The sequence below is a fragment of the Dactylosporangium siamense genome (assembly GCF_016862795.1).
In the GTDB taxonomy this organism is placed as follows: Bacteria; Actinomycetota; Actinomycetes; order Mycobacteriales; family Micromonosporaceae; genus Dactylosporangium; species Dactylosporangium siamense.
Genome location: NZ_BONQ01000002.1, coordinates 1 through 16,752, shown reverse-complemented (window position 1 = coordinate 16,752; position 16,752 = coordinate 1). Strand labels below are relative to the sequence as shown.

Below are 16,752 nucleotides of genomic sequence, written 5' to 3'. Positions count from 1 at the left end.
GAAGTCATCGTGGCGACGTTGGAGCCGAGCACTGTTGCGTTCCTCGACGACGAAGGCAGCAGGTGCGGCGCGCTGTCGATGAACCCGTCGCCGCCCCGGCTGCGCCTCGCCGTCGCCACGGTGGACGGCGAGTCCAAGCACGTGCTGTTGCTGGGCGACACGTTTGTCGTCCGCGGTCGCACCTGGCGGTTCGAGGATGTCGTCTTTCACCGTTCGACCTCCTGGATCGCTGAGCTGCGGTACGTGCCGCCGGGCGCCCCGCCGTATCGGCCGCCGGCCGAGCCGCGTGACTACGTGGAGGTCGAGCTGCGCCACTTCGGTACCGTCGACGAAGCGGAAATCGTGCGGCTGGAACAGGATCTGGGCAGGCGGCTCCCGCCGATGTTCCGGATGTGGCTCGCCCACAGCAACGGTGCGGCGCCGGTGCGGGAGGTGTCGATCCCCGGGACGCCCGTGACGCTAGGCCCGGCTCATCCGATTCTCGGCGTGCATCCGGACGAGGTCACCCGGGACATCCGGTTCGGTCAGCGGCAGGCCGGGGCGCAGTTCTCCGACCTGCACGTGGTCATCGCGCTCGGCAGGTCGGGCTCGTTCGCCGTCGGTGTCGCCGCGACGAACCTCGACGGCATCTTCATGCTGCGCGAGGACGTGCGGGTGGAGATCCCGTACGCCGAGGGCGGCCAACGTTTCGTCTCGCCGCCGCTGTACCAGGTCGCGTCCGGCATCGGCGAGTTCTGCGCCGCCCTGCAACCGGTGCCGCCGGCCACCGCCGTCGTGCGGTGAGACGGCAAGGATCAGCCGTCGTCGTCCGGTTCCGGGTGCTCCGCGAGGAGCCTCCGCAACACCCGGTCCCGTTCCGCATGGGCCTCGACGAGCCGGTCCCGGCGGAACAGCTGCGGGTCGTTGTGGTGCACGACCCGGCCGGTCGCGGAGCGCAGCGCCGTGGCCGGCATCCGGTCGGCGCCCAGCGGGATGCAGGTGAGCACCTCCTGCAGGGCCGCGACCGAGGCGGCCAGCGAGCCCGTCACCGCCTCCCAGCTCACGTCGTCGGTCCACCAGCTGGTCGGTGACTCGGCGAGGATCCGGTCGGCGACCCTGGCGGCGCTGCGCGCGACCAGCAGGAACTGGCCCGGATCGACCAGCTCCGACGGGCCCCCGCCCGGATGGCTGAAGCCAGCCCCCAGCGGGTCGGGCGCAGGCCCGGAGCCGGCGTCCGCCGGGACGCTGAACACGAAGTGCCGGGCGCTGCCGCAGCGGTCGCAGTCACCGTTGACCGTGAGCGTGGCGCGGGTCTCGCCGGGTGCCGCGGGGCTCCACCGAGTCCGGTGCTCGAACGAGGAATGACCGCAGTCGCAGCGGCACAGGTCGATGAAGAGGCGCGCCTCGTTGAGGCTGCGCGCCCGCATCGGCGGCCCGTCCGGGCGGTGCCGGTGGACGTGGCCGCTCTGGTCGGCGTACCGGTCGCGGGCGAGCTCCAGCTCGTGCCGCCGGAAGCGCCCCGGGTCGGCCGCATACACGCGCCGGCCGAGCTCCGAGCGGCACGCTCCCCCTGGCACCGCATCCGCACCCGCAGGCACGGCCAGCAGGACCTCCTCGACGGCGTCCGCCGCCAACCCCAGATCCACGCGCCGGCGGCACTGGCGGTCGTCGTCGACCTCGTCGGCGCCGACGGCGTCACCGACCGTGCGGCCGAGGTCGTCGGCAACGGCAAGCCATTCGCCAGGGTCGACCAGATGCGAGGGTTCGGTGCCGGCCGACCACGCGCTGCGGTCACCCTGCCGGGTCGGCGGGTCGACCACGAACACGAACTCCCGGAGGGTGTCGCAGTTTCGGCAGCGGCCGGTGTACCGGCTGAGCCACGCACCCTGGACCCGGCGCACCTCGTGCTGCGGGTCGAAGTCGACCGAACCGCAACCGCACGGGCGCAGTCGCATGTAGACGGACGACTCACGCTCCGACCGGGACCGTGGCGCGGCGTCGCCGCTCACGACGACCGGCCGTGGGCATGCTCGACCTGCCGGGCGGCCGCCTCCAACGCCGCGAGCCTCGCCTGCAGCGCGGCCCGGCTGAACTGGCCCGGGTGCTGTCGCAGCATGCGCAGACCGAGCGGCGTCCAGAACATCCGCACCGGCAGCTCGTCGGCGCCGGGCGGCAGGAACCGCAGCGCCTCTCGGACCGCCTCGGCCGCCTCCCGGTGCGCCGCCGCCGCGTCCAGCTCGAAGGCGACCGACAGCCAACTACCGGGATCGGTGATCGTGGACGGCGGCACCGGGTCGTGCCGGTCCGGCGGTGGGCGCAGATAGATCTCGATGTCGCCGCACCGCAGCACGGTGTGACCGTCGACCGGCACTTCCACCGGATCCACGGGACAGCCCTGCGGGTGCTGCAGACGGAGGTAGGTGTCCGCCTCAGCGCGGGAACGCGCCCACAGCCGCTCGTCCTCCGCCAGCGGCGGGGCGGTCATCCAGCTCACGTCGTCGTGACTGAGCCCGGTCTCGAACAGCAGCTCGGTCACCACGTCCACTGGGCGGCGATCCGCGTACTGGTACAGCTCGGTGCCCGGATGCCGGTCCAGGCTGATCAGCCGGTTGAACCCGATGACGGTGCCGTCGGCCAGCTGCCCGAACGCGAACAACGACGGCCCGAGCTGGCTGTCGACCTCGAGAAACGTGAGCCCGAGCCGAGCCTCCAGCTCCGCCGGCTCCTGGACGAGCTTCGCCAGTGCCGTGTCGCTGCCTTGCACCGCATGAAAGTCCATCGGTCGCACCGGTCGAACCCTCCCCAGGGGATGACGGCCACCGCCCGCGGGCATGCACTCGCCACCGTCGATGATAGTCGAGGCCGACCAGTGCTCTTCGGATCGCCGGTCGTCCATCCGCCGCACGCCTGATCATGCGCAGCTGAGCATGGCGGTGATGAGCCCGACCTGCAACGCGGCGGCCAGGCCGCAGCGTCAGCCCGCCGATCCCGGCGCCGCTGGTCATGTGGTAGCTGCGGACGGTGCGCGTCTGGAGATCCACGGCCCGCACTGCCCCCGCGCGGGTGCCGGGCGGCGGTTCCCGGCCGGGAAGAACGTCAGTCGCCACCGGGTCTGTCGGCCGGTCCCGGATGGCCGTCCGGCGGATTGTGAGCGGACCGGGCGCGGACGCACGGTGACAGGGTGACTGCCGAACGGGACCGATTACGCCGGTCACCGAACCAAAGATCATCGGTGGATCGAGGCTAAGGCACCGAGGCGTTGAACCTCAGGCGGCCAGGCCCAGGGACCGGATGTGGCGGGCCTCGCGGGCGGCGCGGGTGAGCGCCTGCACGGTCCGCGGCCCGGCGACCCCGTCGATGGTGAGCCCGGCCCTGGCCTGGAAGCGGCACAGCGTGAGCGGCACGTCGGACTCGGGGGCGCGGGGGTGCAGCAGGCCGATGTCGGCGAGGAGGGCGCGCACCGCGCGCGGGTCGGCGGGCGGCGCGGCGGCGTCGGGTGCGCTGACGGCCCCGGCGAGCGCGGCGCCGACGGCCTGCAAGGTACGGCGAACGGTCATGGCTCAAGTGTGATCCGCGAGTCGGTCCACCGCGTCAGGGCTTTCCTGCCGGTCGACCCTGAGTTTGCCCTGAGTGGCCGTGCCCGCCTGGGATTCGTGTCGGGGCTTCCCTGCCGACCATCCCTGCGTTGACCCTAGGCGCCGGGGATGAGGACGCCGAATCCGGTGCGGGCCAGCCGCAGCAGGACCTGCCCCGGCGCGACGAGCGTGGCGAGTTTCGCCGCCGAGGCGTCCTCGAGTTGGCGGATGGCTCCCGCGTACGACGATGCTCCGGTCCGACGGGCCGCGTCCAGCACCGTGGTGTTGCGCCACACCTTCGCCCGTGCCTCGGTGAGCAGCCGCCGGGTCGCGGCCCGGTTCGCCGGCGCGAGGATCCGGTCCAGGAGGCTGGGGCGGTTGGCGGCGCGGCCCTCGGCCTCCTCGGCGCCGACCCTGGCGAGCAGGACCGTGTCGACGTGGGTGTGGTCGCGCTCGCGGGCGGCGCGCACGGCCGGGTCGTCGAACTCGGCCGGGTCGATCACCGCGATGAGCGACTGCGGCAGGTCGTAGTTGATGTGCGCGTTCATGCCGAGCAGGACGTGCCGCAGCGCCGGCAGCTCGGGCCGGTCCCGGGCGGTGTCGAACGCGATCCGCCACGGCCGGGGCACCGGCCCGCCGGCGAGGTCGGCGTCCAGGGCGTCCAGGTACAGGTCCGCGAACGCGACGTCCCACCGGTTGAGCCAGGCGGCGTCGAGGAAGCCACCCCGCTCGATCTCCTCGGCGACAGCGCGGGTGGTGCGCAGGTACGTGCCGTGGAAGTGGCGGCGGGCGTCCTCGGGCTTCATCTGGGCCAGCCCGTCCTCCATCCTGGCGATGACCGCGGCGACGGCGTCGTCCATCAGTCGGCCCGCAGGACGCGGCGCAGGTGCGTGTACCCCTCGCTGGTGCCGATGGTGTCCCGCGCGGCGGGGGTCGCCAGGTAGTAGTTGATCGCGTCGAGCAGGAACTCGCGCCGGATCCAGGCGTGGCCGGCCGGCAGGAACGCCTTCCCGGGGTGGCGGCGGGCGAGGCCGGTGGAGCGCACGAGGTCCGGCCGGCCGATCCGCACCGTCGGTTCCACGACCGCCGCCGACCGTGACGGGCCGGCGGAGATGGCGTCCCACGGGATGTCGCGGGTGCCGTACGCGTACGTGACCCGCAGGCCCTCGGGGCGCATCAGGATCCGTCCGGTGCCGCGGGCGAACGCGACGATCAACAGCAGCCACGCGAACAGGACGCCCACCACGGTGATCCGCCCGAACACGAGCAGGTGCTGCGGGACGTCGGTCGACGGTGGCCACAGGAAGAACCCGGCGGACACGGTGCCGCCGGCCAGCAGCGTCATCGCCATCCCCGCCAGCACCTGATAGGCCGGTGGTGCGACGAACGCGCCGTCGCGCACCTCGAACTCCACGGGTCGCCGGCCGATGAAGTACCGCAGGTAATGGACTATCGCGACCACGGGGAACACGAGCGGCGGCAGGAAGTAGATGACTTCGAGCGCCGGGTTGGCCAGCCACGTGTCATGCCACTGCCACGCCGCGGCCAGCCAGGCCAGCACCACCGCTGCCATGGCCGCCACGGCGATGGTGGCCGTTCGTCTGGGTTGTGCGCTACCCGGTGCGGCGAGTGAGGTCACGGTCGCAGTGTGCGGCAGAACCGCAAGCCATTCAAGCTAATCCTAGTCAACCAGTAGGTGTAGTGGGTATAGTGCCGCCACATAAGTCCGTCAATGAGGAGCGTCATCGATGCGTCGGCTCTCGGTCGTCCTGGCCGGTGTCCTGGTCCTGCTCGGCACCACCCTGGCTGCGGGGTGCGCCGCCGACAAGGAGCCGGCCGCCGCGAAGCCCGGCGCGGCCGAGGAGCCGTTGAAGGTGGGGTACCAGCGCTTCGGCGGGCTGAGCCTGGTCAAGGCGCGCAAGGCCGAGGCCGCCGGCACCACGTGGTCGCTGTTCGAGAGCGGGCCGGCGCTCACCGAGGGGATCAAGGCCGGCGCCATCGACATCGGGCAGGTGGGCGAGGCCCCGCCGATCTTCGCCGCCGCCGGGAAGATCGACTTCAAGATCATCGGTACCTCGAAGCCGGTGCCCAAGGGTGAGGCCGTCCTGGTCAAGGCGAGCAAGGGGTACACCTCCTTCAAGGACCTCAAGGGCAAGAAGGTCGCGCTGAACAAGGGCTCGAACGTCAACTGGCTGCTCGTGCGCCTGCTCGAAGCGAACGGCATGACCATCAAGGACATCGACGTGCAGTACCTCAAGCCCGCCGACGCCCGCCCCGCGTTCGACAACGACCAGGTCGACGCGTGGATCATCTGGGACCCGTACTTCTCCCTCGCCGAGACGCCCGGCGTGAAGGTGCTCGTCGACGCGACCGGCCTGGCCAACAACCGTGAGTACCTGCTGGTGTCGCCGCAGGCGCTGAAGTCGAAGCCGGGCAAGATCCGCGAGTTCCTCAAGACCTACCGCGAGGTCACCGACTGGGGCATCGGCCACCCCGACGAGCGCGTGAAGATCCTCGCGCCGGAGCTCAACATCCCCGAGGACGTCGCCCGCCGCGCCCTGGACCGCAGCGCCCAGCCCCTGGCCGCGATCGACGCGGCCATCGGCGACGAGCTGCAGCAGATCGCCGACGGGTTCACCGAGCTGCAGCTGATCCCCGGCAAGGTGGACATCAAGGGCCGCATCGACGAGCAGTTCTCGGACATCCTGCGGTGACCGCGCTGCTGGACCGCCCCGTGCTCGTGAAGCCGGCCCGGCCGGTCGTCTCCCGCCGGCGCTGGCTCCGAGCGGTGACCCCGCTGGTCCTGCTCGCCGCGTGGGAGGGCGGCGTCCGCGGCGGGCTGCTCGACCCGGACAAGCTGCCCGCACCGAGCACGGTCATCGCGACCGGCTGGCGGCTGGCACTGGAGGGCACCCTCGGTGAGTACCTGCTCGACTCCGTCCAGCGGGCCGTCCTCGGGCTGCTCATCGGCGGGCTGCTCGGCCTCGCGCTGGGCACCCTCGCCGGGCTGGTCCGCCTCGGCGACGACCTGGTCGACCCGACCGTGCAGATGGCCCGGATGCTGCCGCACCTCGGCCTGGTGCCGCTGCTCATCATCTGGGTCGGCATCGGCGAGTCGCTGAAGGTGACCCTCGTGGCGCTCGGCGCGTTCTTCCCGATCTACCTCAACACGTTTTCCGGCATCCGCAACATCGACGAGCGGCTCGTCGAGGCCGCCCGCACCTGCGGACTGACCGCCCTGGAACGGGTCCGGCACGTCGTGGTGCCGGGCGCGCTGCCGTCGCTGTTCCTCGGCGTGCGGCTCGCTTTCGCCGCCGGCTGGCTCAGCCTCGTGGTCGGCGAGCAGGTCAACGGGCAGGGCGGCCTCGGGTTCATGATGATGGAGGCACGCGAGTTCAGCCAGACCGACGTGGTGGTCCTGGGACTGGTCGCGTACGCGCTGCTCGGCCTGCTCTCCGACCTGCTGCTGCGACTCGGCGAGAGGAGGCTCCTGGCATGGCGGCACGGACTGCGAGCCAGGTGAGCGTCGCGCGGGGCGTCCGGCGCTCCTTCGGCGACACCGTCGTCCTGGACGGCGTCGACCTCACCATCGGCGCCGGCGAGGTCGTCGCGCTGCTCGGCGGCAGCGGCTCCGGCAAGAGCACCCTGCTGCGCATCCTCGCGGGCCTCGACGGCGAAGCGACCGGCTCGGTCACCACGACCGGCTCGACGGCGGTCGTCTTCCAGGAGCACCGGCTGCTGCCGTGGAAGCGCGTCGCCGCCAACGTCGCCCTCGGCGTGCGCGGCGGCTCCCTGCGCGAACGCGTCGACGCCGCCCTGACCGAGGTCGGTCTCGCCGACCGCCGCGACGCCTGGCCGGCCGAGCTCTCCGGCGGCCAGGCGCAGCGGGTCGCGTTTGCCCGGGCGCTGGTCCGCGAGCCCGACCTCCTCCTGCTCGACGAGCCGTTCGGTGCCCTGGACGCGCTCACCCGCCTGCGGATGCAGGTCCTGTTCGGCCGGTTGCGCGCGACGCACGGGTTCGCGGCCCTGTTCGTCACGCACGACGTCGACGAGGCGCTGCTGCTCGCCGACCGGGTCCTGGTCCTGGACGGCGGCCGGATCGCGGAGGACCGGCCGGTGACGCTGCCGCAGCCGCGGGCCGTGGACGCCCCTGGTTTCGGCGCGGAACGCCGGGTGCTGCTCGGCCTGCTCAACGTCCCGGCGTCCCCGTCCTGACCAGCCGCGTCCTTCGATCACCGGGAAAGCTTCCCGACCGTCAGACGAGGCGGTGGCCGCCGTCGACGTGCAGGACGGTGCCGGTGATGAAACCGTTGTCCATCAGGGCGACCATGGCCTGGGCGATGTCGTCGGGGGTGCCGACGCGACCGGTGGGCAGGCGGGCCGCCATCGCGGCGAACCGTTCGTCCTTCGCGTCGCCGGCGAGGGTGTCCCATATGGGCGTGTCGACCCAGCCGGGCGAGACGACGTTGACCCGGACCGGTGCCAGTTCCAGCGCGAGGGACCGGGCCAGGGACTCCAGGGCCCCGTTGGCGGTGGCGATCATGCTGGCGCCGGGCCCGGGGCGATACGCGGCGGCGCCCGAGGTGAAGACCAGGGAGCCACCGGCCGGCAGGGCGGTGCCGAGGTGCTTCGCCACGAGCCAGGGGCCGAGGATCTTCGTGGTGAGCACCGTACGGGCCGCCTCGACGGTGAACGCGGGCAGCGGGGCGTACGCGCCGACCGCGTCGACCGCCGTCACGACCACGTGGTCGTAGGGCGCACCGGCGAGAGCCGCCACCTGTTCCTCCACCCCGACGTCGACCTGGACCGTCGCCAGCCGCCCGGCCGCCGCGCCGTCCGGGGCGATGAGCTCCTGGTGGGCGGTGGCGAGGCGGGCGGCGGAGCGGCCGGCGATGGTCACCCGGTGGCCGGTGCGCAGCAGGCGGGCGGCGAGCGCCAGGCCCATCCCGGAGCTGCCGCCGATCACGAGTACGTGCTGGTTCGTCATGTCCATCAGCCTCACGCGCTCGCGGCCCGGGCGGGAGAACCGGCTCAGGAGGGGCCCTGGCAGGGCCACCCCCAGTGGCCGGGCGGCGTTGCAGAATGACCTGGTGGCTCTCGGGGACTTCCTGCGCAACCGTCGTGGCCGGGTCACCCCCGCGGAGGTCGGGCTGCCCGCCGGGGCGGGGCGGCGGCAGACGCCGGGACTGCGCCGGGAGGAGCTGGCCGCGCTCGCCGGGGTGAGCGTCGACTACTACACCCGGCTGGAGCGGGGGCGGGACACCAATCCGGGGCGGGCCGTGCTTGACGCGCTCGCCACGGTGCTGCGACTCGACGACGACGAGCGGTCCCACCTGCACCGGCTGGCGCACGCCGACGCGCCCCGAAAGGGCGGAGCGGCGGAGCCGATGGTGGTCCGGTCCGCCCTCGCCCGGCTGCTGGAGATGGTGCGGCCGACACCGGCCTACGTGCTGAGCCAGACCAGCGACCTGCTCGCGGCCAACCCCGAGGGCGGGAGCCTGCTCGCCGGCCTGACCGTGCCGGGGAACCTGGTCGAGTACGTGTTCACGCACCCGAACGCCCGCGAGGTGTTCGTGTCGTGGCAGCGGATGGCGGAGGACTGCGTGGCGCACCTGCGGTCGATCGACGACAGCCCGGCGCGGTCCGCGCTCGTGGCGGGACTCAGCCGGGACAGCGCGCGGTTCGCGGACCTGTGGGCGCACTACGACGTGCGGGAGAAGAGCGGTGCGCGGCGGACGTTCCAACATCCGCGGGCCGGCCGGCTCGAGCTGACGTCGGAGATCCTGACCGCCGTCGACGGGCAGCGGTTCGTCACGTTCCAGGTGGACCCGGACACCCCCGACCACGCCGCGCTGCGGCTGCTGACTCCTCAATAAGAGACTTCTCTCGACAGATAGTTCTCGAGAGAATACTCTCGAAGGCGTGACTGACGAGAAGAGCCGCACGCTGTCCGACGCGCGGAGCCTGCGCGCGCTGAGCCACCCCGTCCGGCTGGCACTGCTCGAGGCGCTGCTGACCGGGCCGCTGACCGCCACGCAGGCCGGCGAACTGATCGACGAGTCGCCGACCACCTGCTCGTTCCACCTGCGCCAGCTGGCGCGGTACGGCTTCGTCGAGGAGACCGGCGGTGGGCGCGGGCGGGCCAGACCGTGGCGGCTCACTCACGTCGGCTGGAGCGCGCCCGCGCAGCCGGACAATCCGGAGTTCACGCGCGCGGTGCAGGTCCTCGACCACGTACTGCTGGACCGGCAGGTGGCGCGGATCCGGCGGTTCGTCGACGCGGCGCCGACGTACTCACCGCAGTGGCAGGCGGCGGCGCGGGGGCACACCTCGATCCTGCACCTGACCGCGGCGGAGACGGCCGAGCTCGCGGCCGCGTACCAGGAGGTCACCGAACGGTTCCGCACCCGGTGGGCGGGGCGCACCGAGCAGCCCGAGGGTGCCCTGCCCGTCGAGACGTTCTACGGGGTGTACCCGGTCGACAAGCCGCCGCGGGAGGGATCATGAGGCGGCTGCTGCGGCACCGCGCGGCCCGGCGGTACCTGTCCGCGCAGGCGCTGTCCCTGCTCGGTGACAGCGCGATGTGGCTGGCCTGCGGCATCTGGGTGAAGACCCTGACCGGCAGCGACACCGCGGCGGCGCTGACGTTCCTGTGCTTCACCGCGCCGGCGGTGCTGGCGCCGTTGCTGGGGCTGCTCGTTGACCGGGTGCGCCGCGGGCCGCTGCTGGTCTGGGCGAATCTCGCGGGCGCGGCGATGCTCGCGCCGCTGCTGTTCGTCGACGGCCGCGAGGACGTGTGGCTCATCTACCTGGTGATGTTCCTGCACGGCGGGCTCAGCATGCTCATCGCGCCCGCGCAGTCGGCGCTGCTGGTCACGCTGCTGCCGGCGGAGCTGCGCACGGACGCGAACGCCGCCCTGCGCACCACCCAGGAGGGGCTGCGGGTCCTCGCCCCGCTTGCCGGTGCGGGACTGTTCGGCCTGCTCGGTGGTCATGCGGTGGCCCTGCTGGACATGGCCACGTTCGTCGTCGCCGCCGCCCTCGTGGCGAGCCTGCCGAGCACCGAGAGCAAGCGCGAGGGCCGGACCCGGAAACAGGGCGTGGTCAAGGAGATCGGCGCGGGCTTCCGGTTCGTCGGCGGCACGTCCCAGCTGCGCCGGCTCACCGTCGCCAGTGCCGTCGCCACCCTCGCCGTCGGTCTCGGCGGTTCCACCATGTACGCCGTGATCGGCCTCGGGCTGCACCGCCCGCCGCAGTTCGCCGGGGTGACCCAGATGGTCCAGGGCCTCGGCGCCATCGCCGGTGGCCTGTCCGCGGCGGCCGCGATCCGCCGCTTCGGTGAGGTCCGCACGACCGTCGTGGCGCTCGGGGTCTTCGCGGCCGCGCCGCTGCTGGTGGCGATGCCGTCGCTGCCCGCCGTGCTCGCCGGCAACGTGGTCGCCGGGGCCGCCCTGCCGTGGGTCGCCATCGCCATCATCACGCTGTTGCAGCGCATGGCGCCGTTGCACCTGCAGGGCCGGGTGTACGCCGCCTTCGAGGTCTGCGCCACCGGACCGCAGACCGCCGGCATCGCGGCCGGGGCGGCCCTCCTCGCGGTCCTCGACTACCGGCTCATCCTCGCCGCCGAGAGCGTCGCGCTGCTGCTGGCCGCCGCCCTGCTGGCCCGGGTCCGGCCACCGGCGGACGACCTCACCACGGCGGCCGCGCCGTCGCCAGATCAACCACCGCGAGCAGTGCGGCCCGGCTCACCCCGGACGCCGCCTGCACCGCGATCCCTTCCGCGACCGTCAGCACGAACCGCGCGATCAGCTCCGGATCGGCGTCCGCGGGAAGATCACCTGCGGAACGCGCCCTAGCCAGCCGCCGCGCCAGGACCCGCTCGCCGGCCCGGCGCTTCGCCGCCAGGACCTCCCGCGCCTCGGCCGCCGACTCGCCCGTGGCGAGCGCGCCCTGGACCAGCAGGCACCCGGCCGGGGTCGTCGCTCCGGTCGTCGCCTCCACGGACCCGAGCAGCCACGTGCGCACGACCTCGGCGGCCGTCGGCGCGTCCAGGGCGGTCATCCCGTAGGCGAACACGGTGTCGACGTACCGGTCGACGGCGGCGCTGAAGAGGCCGAGCTTCGAGCCGTACGCCGCGTAGACGCTCCCGGGTCGCAGGCCGGTCGCGGCGCACAGGTCGGCCATGCTCGCGCCCTCGTAACCCTTGCGCCAGAACACCTCGACGGCCGCGTCGACCACCGCGTCGGGGTCGAACCCGCGCGGCCTGCCCATCGCCATGACCCGCCACCCCACTTCTTGAACGTGTGATCAATATATCACTGACGCGGCGGCGTCCCGCATGACATGTTGAATGGGCATTCAAAAATCAGGAGGGGGTACGACCATGGGACAGCTCGACGGCAAGGTCGCGATCGTGACCGGCGGCTCGCGCGGCATCGGTGAAGGCATCGCCCGGCGGCTCGCCGCCGAAGGGGCAGCGGTGGCATTGACGTACCACGGCAGCAATGAAACCGCGGAACTCGTCGCGAAGGAGATCACCGGCTCCGGCGGCCGGGCGGTGGCGCTGCGGGTGGACTCCGGCGACCGGGCGGCGGTCCGCGAGGGGGTGCGGCAGGTGGTCGACCGCTTCGGCCGGCTCGACATCCTGGTCAACAACGCGGGCGTCGCCGTCGTCGCGCCGATCGGGGACCTGCCCGACGAGGTCTACGACCGTTCGGTCGCGGTCAACCTGACCGGCGTCTTCACCGCCAGCCAGGAGGCGCTGCGACACCTCGGGGCCGGCGGCCGGATCATCACGATCGGCAGCGTCAACGCCGACCGCGTGCACTTCGGCGGCGGCAGCGTGTACGCCCTCACGAAGGCCGGCATCGCGGGGTTCACCAGAGCCCTGGCGCGCGAGGTCGGGCCGCGCGGCATCACCGTCAACACCGTGCAGCCCGGCCCCGTCGACACGGCCATGAACCCAGCCGACGGGCCGTTCGCCGGGTTCACCCGCCCGCACATCGCCGTCGACCGGTACGGCAGCCCGGCCGAGGTGGCGAGCCTCGTCGCCTACCTCGCCGGGCCCGAGTCGTCCTACGTCACCGGTGCGACGCTGAACGCTGACGGCGGCTACTCGGCCTGAGCCGGCCGGTACCGCAGCAGCACCACCCCGTTGGCGAACTGGCGCGTCCCGGTCAGCGTGAGGTCGAGGGTCGTGCCGGGGCGGAAGAGCGGGTTGCCCGCGCCGATGACGGCGGGGTGCACGTAGATGCGGTACTCGTCCACGAGGTCGAGGCGCTGGAACGTGCTCAGCAGGTCGGGGCCGCCGATGAACAGGTCACCGCCGGCCGCTCCCCGGAGCGCCTCGACCTCGGCGGGCACGACCTCGCGGACGATCGTGGTGTTCCAGCCGGCCTCCCGCAGAGTGCGGGAGTACGCGACCTTCGGCAGGTCGCGCCAGATCCGGGCGAACTCCGCGACGACCTTCGGCGCGGCCGGGTCCTCGTCGGCACGCGGCCAGGACTTCGCCATGAGCTCGTAGGTGACCCGGCCGTTGAGCATGGCCCCGGCCGCGCCCAGCTCCTCGTTGAAGTGGGCGTGCAACTCCTCGGAGATGTGCTGCCAGGCAAGACTGTGCCCGTCTGTCTCGAAATACCCGTCCAGTGACACCGACATCATGAAGACGATCTTGTTCAACGCGCGGTCCTTCCGTTGTCTGCGGCTCTACCCCCGTACTGACGACGGGTGAGTGCCGCACTCATCGGCTCCGCCGCTCCATGTTTCGTCGAGCCCTGGCGTCGGTACACCGGACACCATGGCCGTGATCGAAGCGAACATCTCGATGTCAGTGGACGGGTACGTCACCGGACCCGACCTGGACGGGCACCCGGGGCTGGGCGCGGGTGGCGAACGCCTGCACACCTGGGTCTGGACGGAGGACGGCCGGGCACTGCTCGCGGACACGTTCGCCGCGTCGGGCGCCGTCGTGACGAGCCGGCGCGTCTACGACGCCACCGGCGGCTGGGAACACGAGGACGGCCTCTACGGTATGCCGGTCTTCGTCGTCACGCACCGGCCGCACGAGCCCGTGACCCGTGGCACGACGACGTTCACCTTCGTCACCGGCGGAGTCGAGCCGGCGATCCGCGCCGCGGCGACCGTCGCCGGCGACCGTCGCGTGCACGTCATGGGCGGGGCGAGCATCATCCAGCAGGCCCTGCGGGCGGGCCTCGTCGACCGGCTCAGCCTGCACGTGGCACCGGTGCTCCTGGGCGCGGGCACACCCCTGTTCGCACATCTCGGCGGCCCGGTCACACTGACCCCGCTCGAGCCGCGGCACACCACCGACGCGACCCACCTGACGTACCTGGTGGGCTGACCGACCCACACCGGGATCCGGGCGCGCCGTCCCGTGCCTGCCTTAGTCTCTGTTGGTGAGCGATGGCAATGACTACGTGAGGTTGCGAGAGACCTTCAACGAGGACGCTGCACGCTACGACCGTGCCCGCCCCCGATACCCGGTGCAGATGTTTGATGATCTCGCTGCGGCCGGGGTAGCGCCTGGGGCAAGGGTGCTGGAGATCGGCTGTGGCACCGGGCAGGCGACCGTGCCGTTGGCCGAGCGGGGCTACCGCATTGTGGCTGTCGAATTGGGCGCGGACATGGCGGCTGTGGCTCGGCGAAATCTTGCCGCGTTCGACGCGGTGGAGGTCGTTACGGCGGCGTTCGAGGAGTGGCCCTTGCCCGGTGAACCGTTCGACGTGGTGTTCTCCGCTACCGCGTTTCACTGGATCGACCCCGCGGTGCGGGTGTCGAAGTCTGCTGACGCTGTGCGTCTCGGTGGCCTGCTGGCCACCGTGGGGACCCACCACATCGCTGGCGGCACCTGGACCGAGGCATTCTTCGCTGAGACCCAGAAGTGCTACGAGCGCTTCGATCCGTCGACCCCACCGGGCCTGCGTCTTGAGACCGCCCATGACATCGTCGAAGACGATCGGGAGCTCACCTCGTCGGGGCGATTCGGGCCTGCGAAGTTCTACCGGTACGAGTGGGAGCTGCCGTACTCGACAGCTGACTACCTGGATCTGCTGTTGACCTACTCCGGACACCGTGCCTTGCCGGCCGCGCAGCGCAGCGCACTGCTGAACTCCATCGCGCGGCTGATCGACGTGGACTACGGGGGTCAAATTGTCAAGCGCTACCTGACTGAGCTGAGGATCGCCCAACGAGTCCGGTGAATCGCTTCGACCAGAGAAATCTCCGATCATGGTCAAGAACGGGTAGGCGCGCCAGATTCCAAAGAGGTCCGCCGTTGGTTGACGACCATGGCGACGTTGTCGAGGATCTGTTTCCAGATCTGCGGCGCCGAGATGCCGGGTCGGCGCTCGAGCCGCGCGTCGATGATGGCGGGGAGACCGAGCAGGGACTTCTTGGTGGGCGGTTTCCAGGGTGGGGGTTCGGAGGATGCGATGGCCAGGGCCACGGTCCGGGCGCCGACCTGGAAACGTGTGCGAGCGAGTCTGCGGATGTAGGACTCGACGGTTTCGCCGTGGCGTGGCCGGACCGTGATCGGCAGAGCGCCCTGCTGGTCATGCTCGGCGGTCCGATGTCGAGGGCTGCGCGCGGGTCCGGCTATCTGCCGGCCGCGGGTGCCGGAGAACAGGCCCTCGCGTTCGACATCGATCCGGCATACACGAACGTCGCCGAGATCCGCTCGGAGAAGTACTTCAAGGTGTCCGACACCTCGGCGCCACTGCGGGTGGCCAGCTCCAGCATGTGCGCTGACCCGACGGCCGGCCGGCCGCTCCGACCCCTGCTTCGACACGGGCCTTGGGCCGGGCGTCACCGTTCCTCGGCCGCGAGGACCAGCCGGTGCAGCAGGTCCGCCAGGACGAGACGCTCGTCGGCGGTGAGCGCCTCCAGCAGGGCCGCCTCGCCGTGGTCCTCCCGGCCCGCCTGCTGCTCGAACGCGGCGCTGCCCGCCTCCGTCAGTCGCACGTGGACCCGCCGCCGGTCGGTGGTGTCGCCGGCGCGGGTGATCAGTCCGGCCTCCTCCATCGGCGCCAGCCGCGCCGACAGTGCGCCCCGGGTCAGCCCGAGCGCGTCGGCGAGTTCGGACGGGCTCGCGGCGTACGGCGGACCCAGCCGCCGCAGCTTCATCAGAATCTTGTACTGCCAGTGCGGCAGACCGTCCTCCGCCAGGGTGTCGCGGCGCAGCTGCTGGGTGTGCCGGGCGAGGATGCTCAGCCGCATGAAGATGGCCTCCTTGACCGGGTCGAGCCAGGGCAGCTCCCGCCCCCAGATGCCGATGTGCTGCTCGACGTCGTCCTTCATCGCCGCTCCCGCCGCGCCAGGTAGTTTTCTTGATAATAGTTTTTTTGATTACTACCGTCATCTTCATGACCGACATCGCAGTCTCCCGGCAGGCCCTGGCCGCCGCGGCACGTGCCCTTGCCCACGCCGGGCGGTGGCACGACGCGGCGGCCCTGCTCGCCGCCGCGCCACCCGGTGACCCACTGCTGGCCCTCGCCGCCGCGCAGGTGTCCGTCGAGTCGGACTGGTTCGCGGGCACCGCGACCACCGCCGACCGGCTCACCACCGCCACCCGGCTCGCCGCCGGACTCGACGCCGCGGGACGGTGGGATCTCGCGTTCGTCGAGCTGCGGCACGACTACCGGACGCTGCTGATGGCGGACGGACCGGCCCGCACGTCCGCCGAAGCGGTCCGAGGCCGCGCCGCCGACCTGCGCGCCTCGGCACCGGACCCGGTGCGCGAGGGCTGGGCGGCGATGTATCAGGGCCTGATCGCGGACAACCTCCTCGACCAGCCCGACGCGGCCCCCGCCCACTATCACGCCGCATTCCGGGCCGGTGCCGGGCCGGAGCACGGCGACGGGCTTCTCGCCCGGGAAGCACTACGCCACCTCGGCGGCCACGACCATGACGCCGGCAACGACGACGCGGCCCTCGACCGGTGGCGCCGCGCGACCGAACTCGGCGCCGCGGCCGGCAACGTCCCCGGCACGCTGTCACAGCAACTCCTCCTTGCCGTCCTCGCCCGCGCCACGGGCAACGAGGCGGGCGCGGTCGCACTCGCCACCGAGATCGCCCGGTGGGCCACCGCGATCGGCGCGACGGCCCTCGCCCGCCAGGCCACCGCCTTCATCGACGGCGTCGACCCGACCGCCCCACCACCCGCGCCCGCGCAACCGGCGCC

The 16,752-nt window shown here is 72.2% G+C and carries 20 protein-coding genes and 1 pseudogene; 11 read left to right on the top strand and 10 right to left on the bottom strand.

Going from position 1 to position 16,752, the window contains the following annotated elements; all coding sequences use genetic code 11:
* Nucleotides 1-9: 9 nt before the first annotated feature.
* Complete coding sequence (locus Dsi01nite_RS00230; RefSeq protein ID WP_203843894.1) at nt 10-783, top strand: DUF6406 domain-containing protein; 774 nt, start codon at nt 10-12, stop codon at nt 781-783.
* Between the two features lie 11 nt (nt 784-794).
* Here Dsi01nite_RS00230 and Dsi01nite_RS00225 read toward each other — a convergent pair whose 3' ends face one another.
* From Dsi01nite_RS00225 to Dsi01nite_RS00205, 5 genes are all read right to left on the bottom strand, one after another.
* Nucleotides 795-1,934, bottom strand: coding sequence for a hypothetical protein (locus tag Dsi01nite_RS00225; RefSeq protein WP_203843893.1), 1,140 nt, complete (start codon nt 1,932-1,934; stop codon nt 795-797).
* A gap of 50 nt (nt 1,935-1,984) precedes the next feature.
* On the bottom strand, nt 1,985-2,758 hold the full coding sequence (locus Dsi01nite_RS00220; RefSeq protein ID WP_203843892.1) for a hypothetical protein: 774 nt from the start codon (nt 2,756-2,758) through the stop codon (nt 1,985-1,987).
* 487 nt (nt 2,759-3,245) lie between these two features.
* Complete coding sequence (locus Dsi01nite_RS00215; RefSeq protein WP_239135573.1) at nt 3,246-3,536, bottom strand: peptidoglycan-binding protein; 291 nt, start codon at nt 3,534-3,536, stop codon at nt 3,246-3,248.
* A gap of 134 nt (nt 3,537-3,670) precedes the next feature.
* Entirely contained in the window at nt 3,671-4,414 is a 744-nt protein-coding gene (locus Dsi01nite_RS00210) for a DUF5995 family protein (RefSeq protein WP_203843891.1), read from the bottom strand.
* The gene (locus tag Dsi01nite_RS00205; protein ID WP_203843890.1) at nt 4,414-5,127 is read right to left on the bottom strand and encodes a hypothetical protein; all 714 of its coding nucleotides are present in this window, start codon (nt 5,125-5,127) and stop codon (nt 4,414-4,416) included. The genes Dsi01nite_RS00210 and Dsi01nite_RS00205 overlap by 1 nt, the downstream gene beginning before the upstream one ends.
* 175 nt (nt 5,128-5,302) lie before the next feature.
* On the opposite strand from Dsi01nite_RS00205, the gene Dsi01nite_RS00200 reads away from it, so the two are divergent.
* The 3 genes from Dsi01nite_RS00200 to Dsi01nite_RS00190 are packed head-to-tail and all read left to right on the top strand — an operon-like array spanning nt 5,303 to nt 7,769.
* Nucleotides 5,303-6,268, top strand: coding sequence for an aliphatic sulfonate ABC transporter substrate-binding protein (locus Dsi01nite_RS00200; protein ID WP_203843889.1), 966 nt, complete (start codon nt 5,303-5,305; stop codon nt 6,266-6,268).
* Nucleotides 6,265-7,077 (top strand): ABC transporter permease, encoded by an 813-nt coding sequence (locus Dsi01nite_RS00195; protein WP_203843888.1) that lies wholly within the window; start codon nt 6,265-6,267, stop codon nt 7,075-7,077. The genes Dsi01nite_RS00200 and Dsi01nite_RS00195 overlap by 4 nt, the downstream gene beginning before the upstream one ends.
* Nucleotides 7,050-7,769 (top strand): ABC transporter ATP-binding protein, encoded by a 720-nt coding sequence (locus Dsi01nite_RS00190; RefSeq protein WP_203843887.1) that lies wholly within the window; start codon nt 7,050-7,052, stop codon nt 7,767-7,769. Before Dsi01nite_RS00195 ends, Dsi01nite_RS00190 begins: the two co-directional genes overlap by 28 nt.
* A gap of 40 nt (nt 7,770-7,809) precedes the next feature.
* Here the strand turns inward: Dsi01nite_RS00190 and Dsi01nite_RS00185 are convergent, their stop codons facing one another.
* On the bottom strand, nt 7,810-8,541 hold the full coding sequence (locus Dsi01nite_RS00185) for an SDR family oxidoreductase (RefSeq protein ID WP_203843886.1): 732 nt from the start codon (nt 8,539-8,541) through the stop codon (nt 7,810-7,812).
* A gap of 103 nt (nt 8,542-8,644) precedes the next feature.
* On the opposite strand from Dsi01nite_RS00185, the gene Dsi01nite_RS00180 reads away from it, so the two are divergent.
* From Dsi01nite_RS00180 to Dsi01nite_RS57030, 3 genes and pseudogenes are all read left to right on the top strand, one after another.
* Nucleotides 8,645-9,430 carry a helix-turn-helix transcriptional regulator gene (locus Dsi01nite_RS00180; protein WP_239135572.1) on the top strand — a complete coding sequence of 262 codons (786 nt, stop codon included), beginning with the start codon at nt 8,645-8,647 and terminating at the stop codon, nt 9,428-9,430.
* Nucleotides 9,431-9,476: 46 nt separating this feature from the next.
* Nucleotides 9,477-10,061, top strand: coding sequence for an ArsR/SmtB family transcription factor (locus tag Dsi01nite_RS00175; protein WP_203843884.1), 585 nt, complete (start codon nt 9,477-9,479; stop codon nt 10,059-10,061).
* Nucleotides 10,058-11,233, top strand: a pseudogene (locus Dsi01nite_RS57030) (MFS transporter); the annotation flags it as partial. The gene Dsi01nite_RS00175 and the pseudogene Dsi01nite_RS57030, both read left to right, overlap by 4 nt.
* Before the next feature lie 10 nt (nt 11,234-11,243).
* On the opposite strand, the gene Dsi01nite_RS00170 reads toward Dsi01nite_RS57030, so the two are convergent.
* Entirely contained in the window at nt 11,244-11,831 is a 588-nt protein-coding gene (locus tag Dsi01nite_RS00170; protein WP_203843883.1) for a TetR/AcrR family transcriptional regulator, read from the bottom strand.
* Nucleotides 11,832-11,937: 106 nt separating this feature from the next.
* On the opposite strand from Dsi01nite_RS00170, the gene Dsi01nite_RS00165 reads away from it, so the two are divergent.
* Complete coding sequence (locus Dsi01nite_RS00165; RefSeq protein ID WP_203843882.1) at nt 11,938-12,678, top strand: 3-oxoacyl-ACP reductase family protein; 741 nt, start codon at nt 11,938-11,940, stop codon at nt 12,676-12,678.
* Here Dsi01nite_RS00165 and Dsi01nite_RS00160 read toward each other — a convergent pair.
* The gene (locus Dsi01nite_RS00160; protein WP_203843881.1) at nt 12,666-13,232 is read right to left on the bottom strand and encodes a dihydrofolate reductase family protein; all 567 of its coding nucleotides are present in this window, start codon (nt 13,230-13,232) and stop codon (nt 12,666-12,668) included. The two genes, Dsi01nite_RS00165 and Dsi01nite_RS00160, sit on opposite strands and share 13 nt — an antisense overlap.
* A gap of 118 nt (nt 13,233-13,350) precedes the next feature.
* Between Dsi01nite_RS00160 and Dsi01nite_RS00155 the strand changes: the two genes are divergently transcribed.
* Nucleotides 13,351-13,914, top strand: a complete 564-nt coding sequence (locus Dsi01nite_RS00155; RefSeq protein WP_203843880.1) for a dihydrofolate reductase family protein — start codon at nt 13,351-13,353, stop codon at nt 13,912-13,914.
* Between the two features lie 55 nt (nt 13,915-13,969).
* Nucleotides 13,970-14,773 (top strand): class I SAM-dependent methyltransferase, encoded by an 804-nt coding sequence (locus Dsi01nite_RS00150; protein WP_239135571.1) that lies wholly within the window; start codon nt 13,970-13,972, stop codon nt 14,771-14,773.
* A gap of 32 nt (nt 14,774-14,805) precedes the next feature.
* On the opposite strand, the gene Dsi01nite_RS00145 is transcribed toward Dsi01nite_RS00150, so the two are convergent.
* Together Dsi01nite_RS00145 and Dsi01nite_RS00140 are read right to left on the bottom strand one after the other, a co-directional pair.
* Nucleotides 14,806-15,018, bottom strand: a complete 213-nt coding sequence (locus Dsi01nite_RS00145) for a hypothetical protein (protein WP_203843879.1) — start codon at nt 15,016-15,018, stop codon at nt 14,806-14,808.
* Nucleotides 15,019-15,377: 359 nt separating this feature from the next.
* Nucleotides 15,378-15,869: a MarR family winged helix-turn-helix transcriptional regulator gene (locus tag Dsi01nite_RS00140; RefSeq protein WP_203843878.1), complete on the bottom strand. Its 492-nt coding sequence runs from the start codon at nt 15,867-15,869 to the stop codon at nt 15,378-15,380.
* Between the two features lie 65 nt (nt 15,870-15,934).
* Between Dsi01nite_RS00140 and Dsi01nite_RS00135 the strand changes: the two genes are divergently transcribed.
* The coding region (locus Dsi01nite_RS00135; protein WP_203843877.1) for a hypothetical protein at nt 15,935-16,752 on the top strand (818 nt) is incomplete at its 3' end.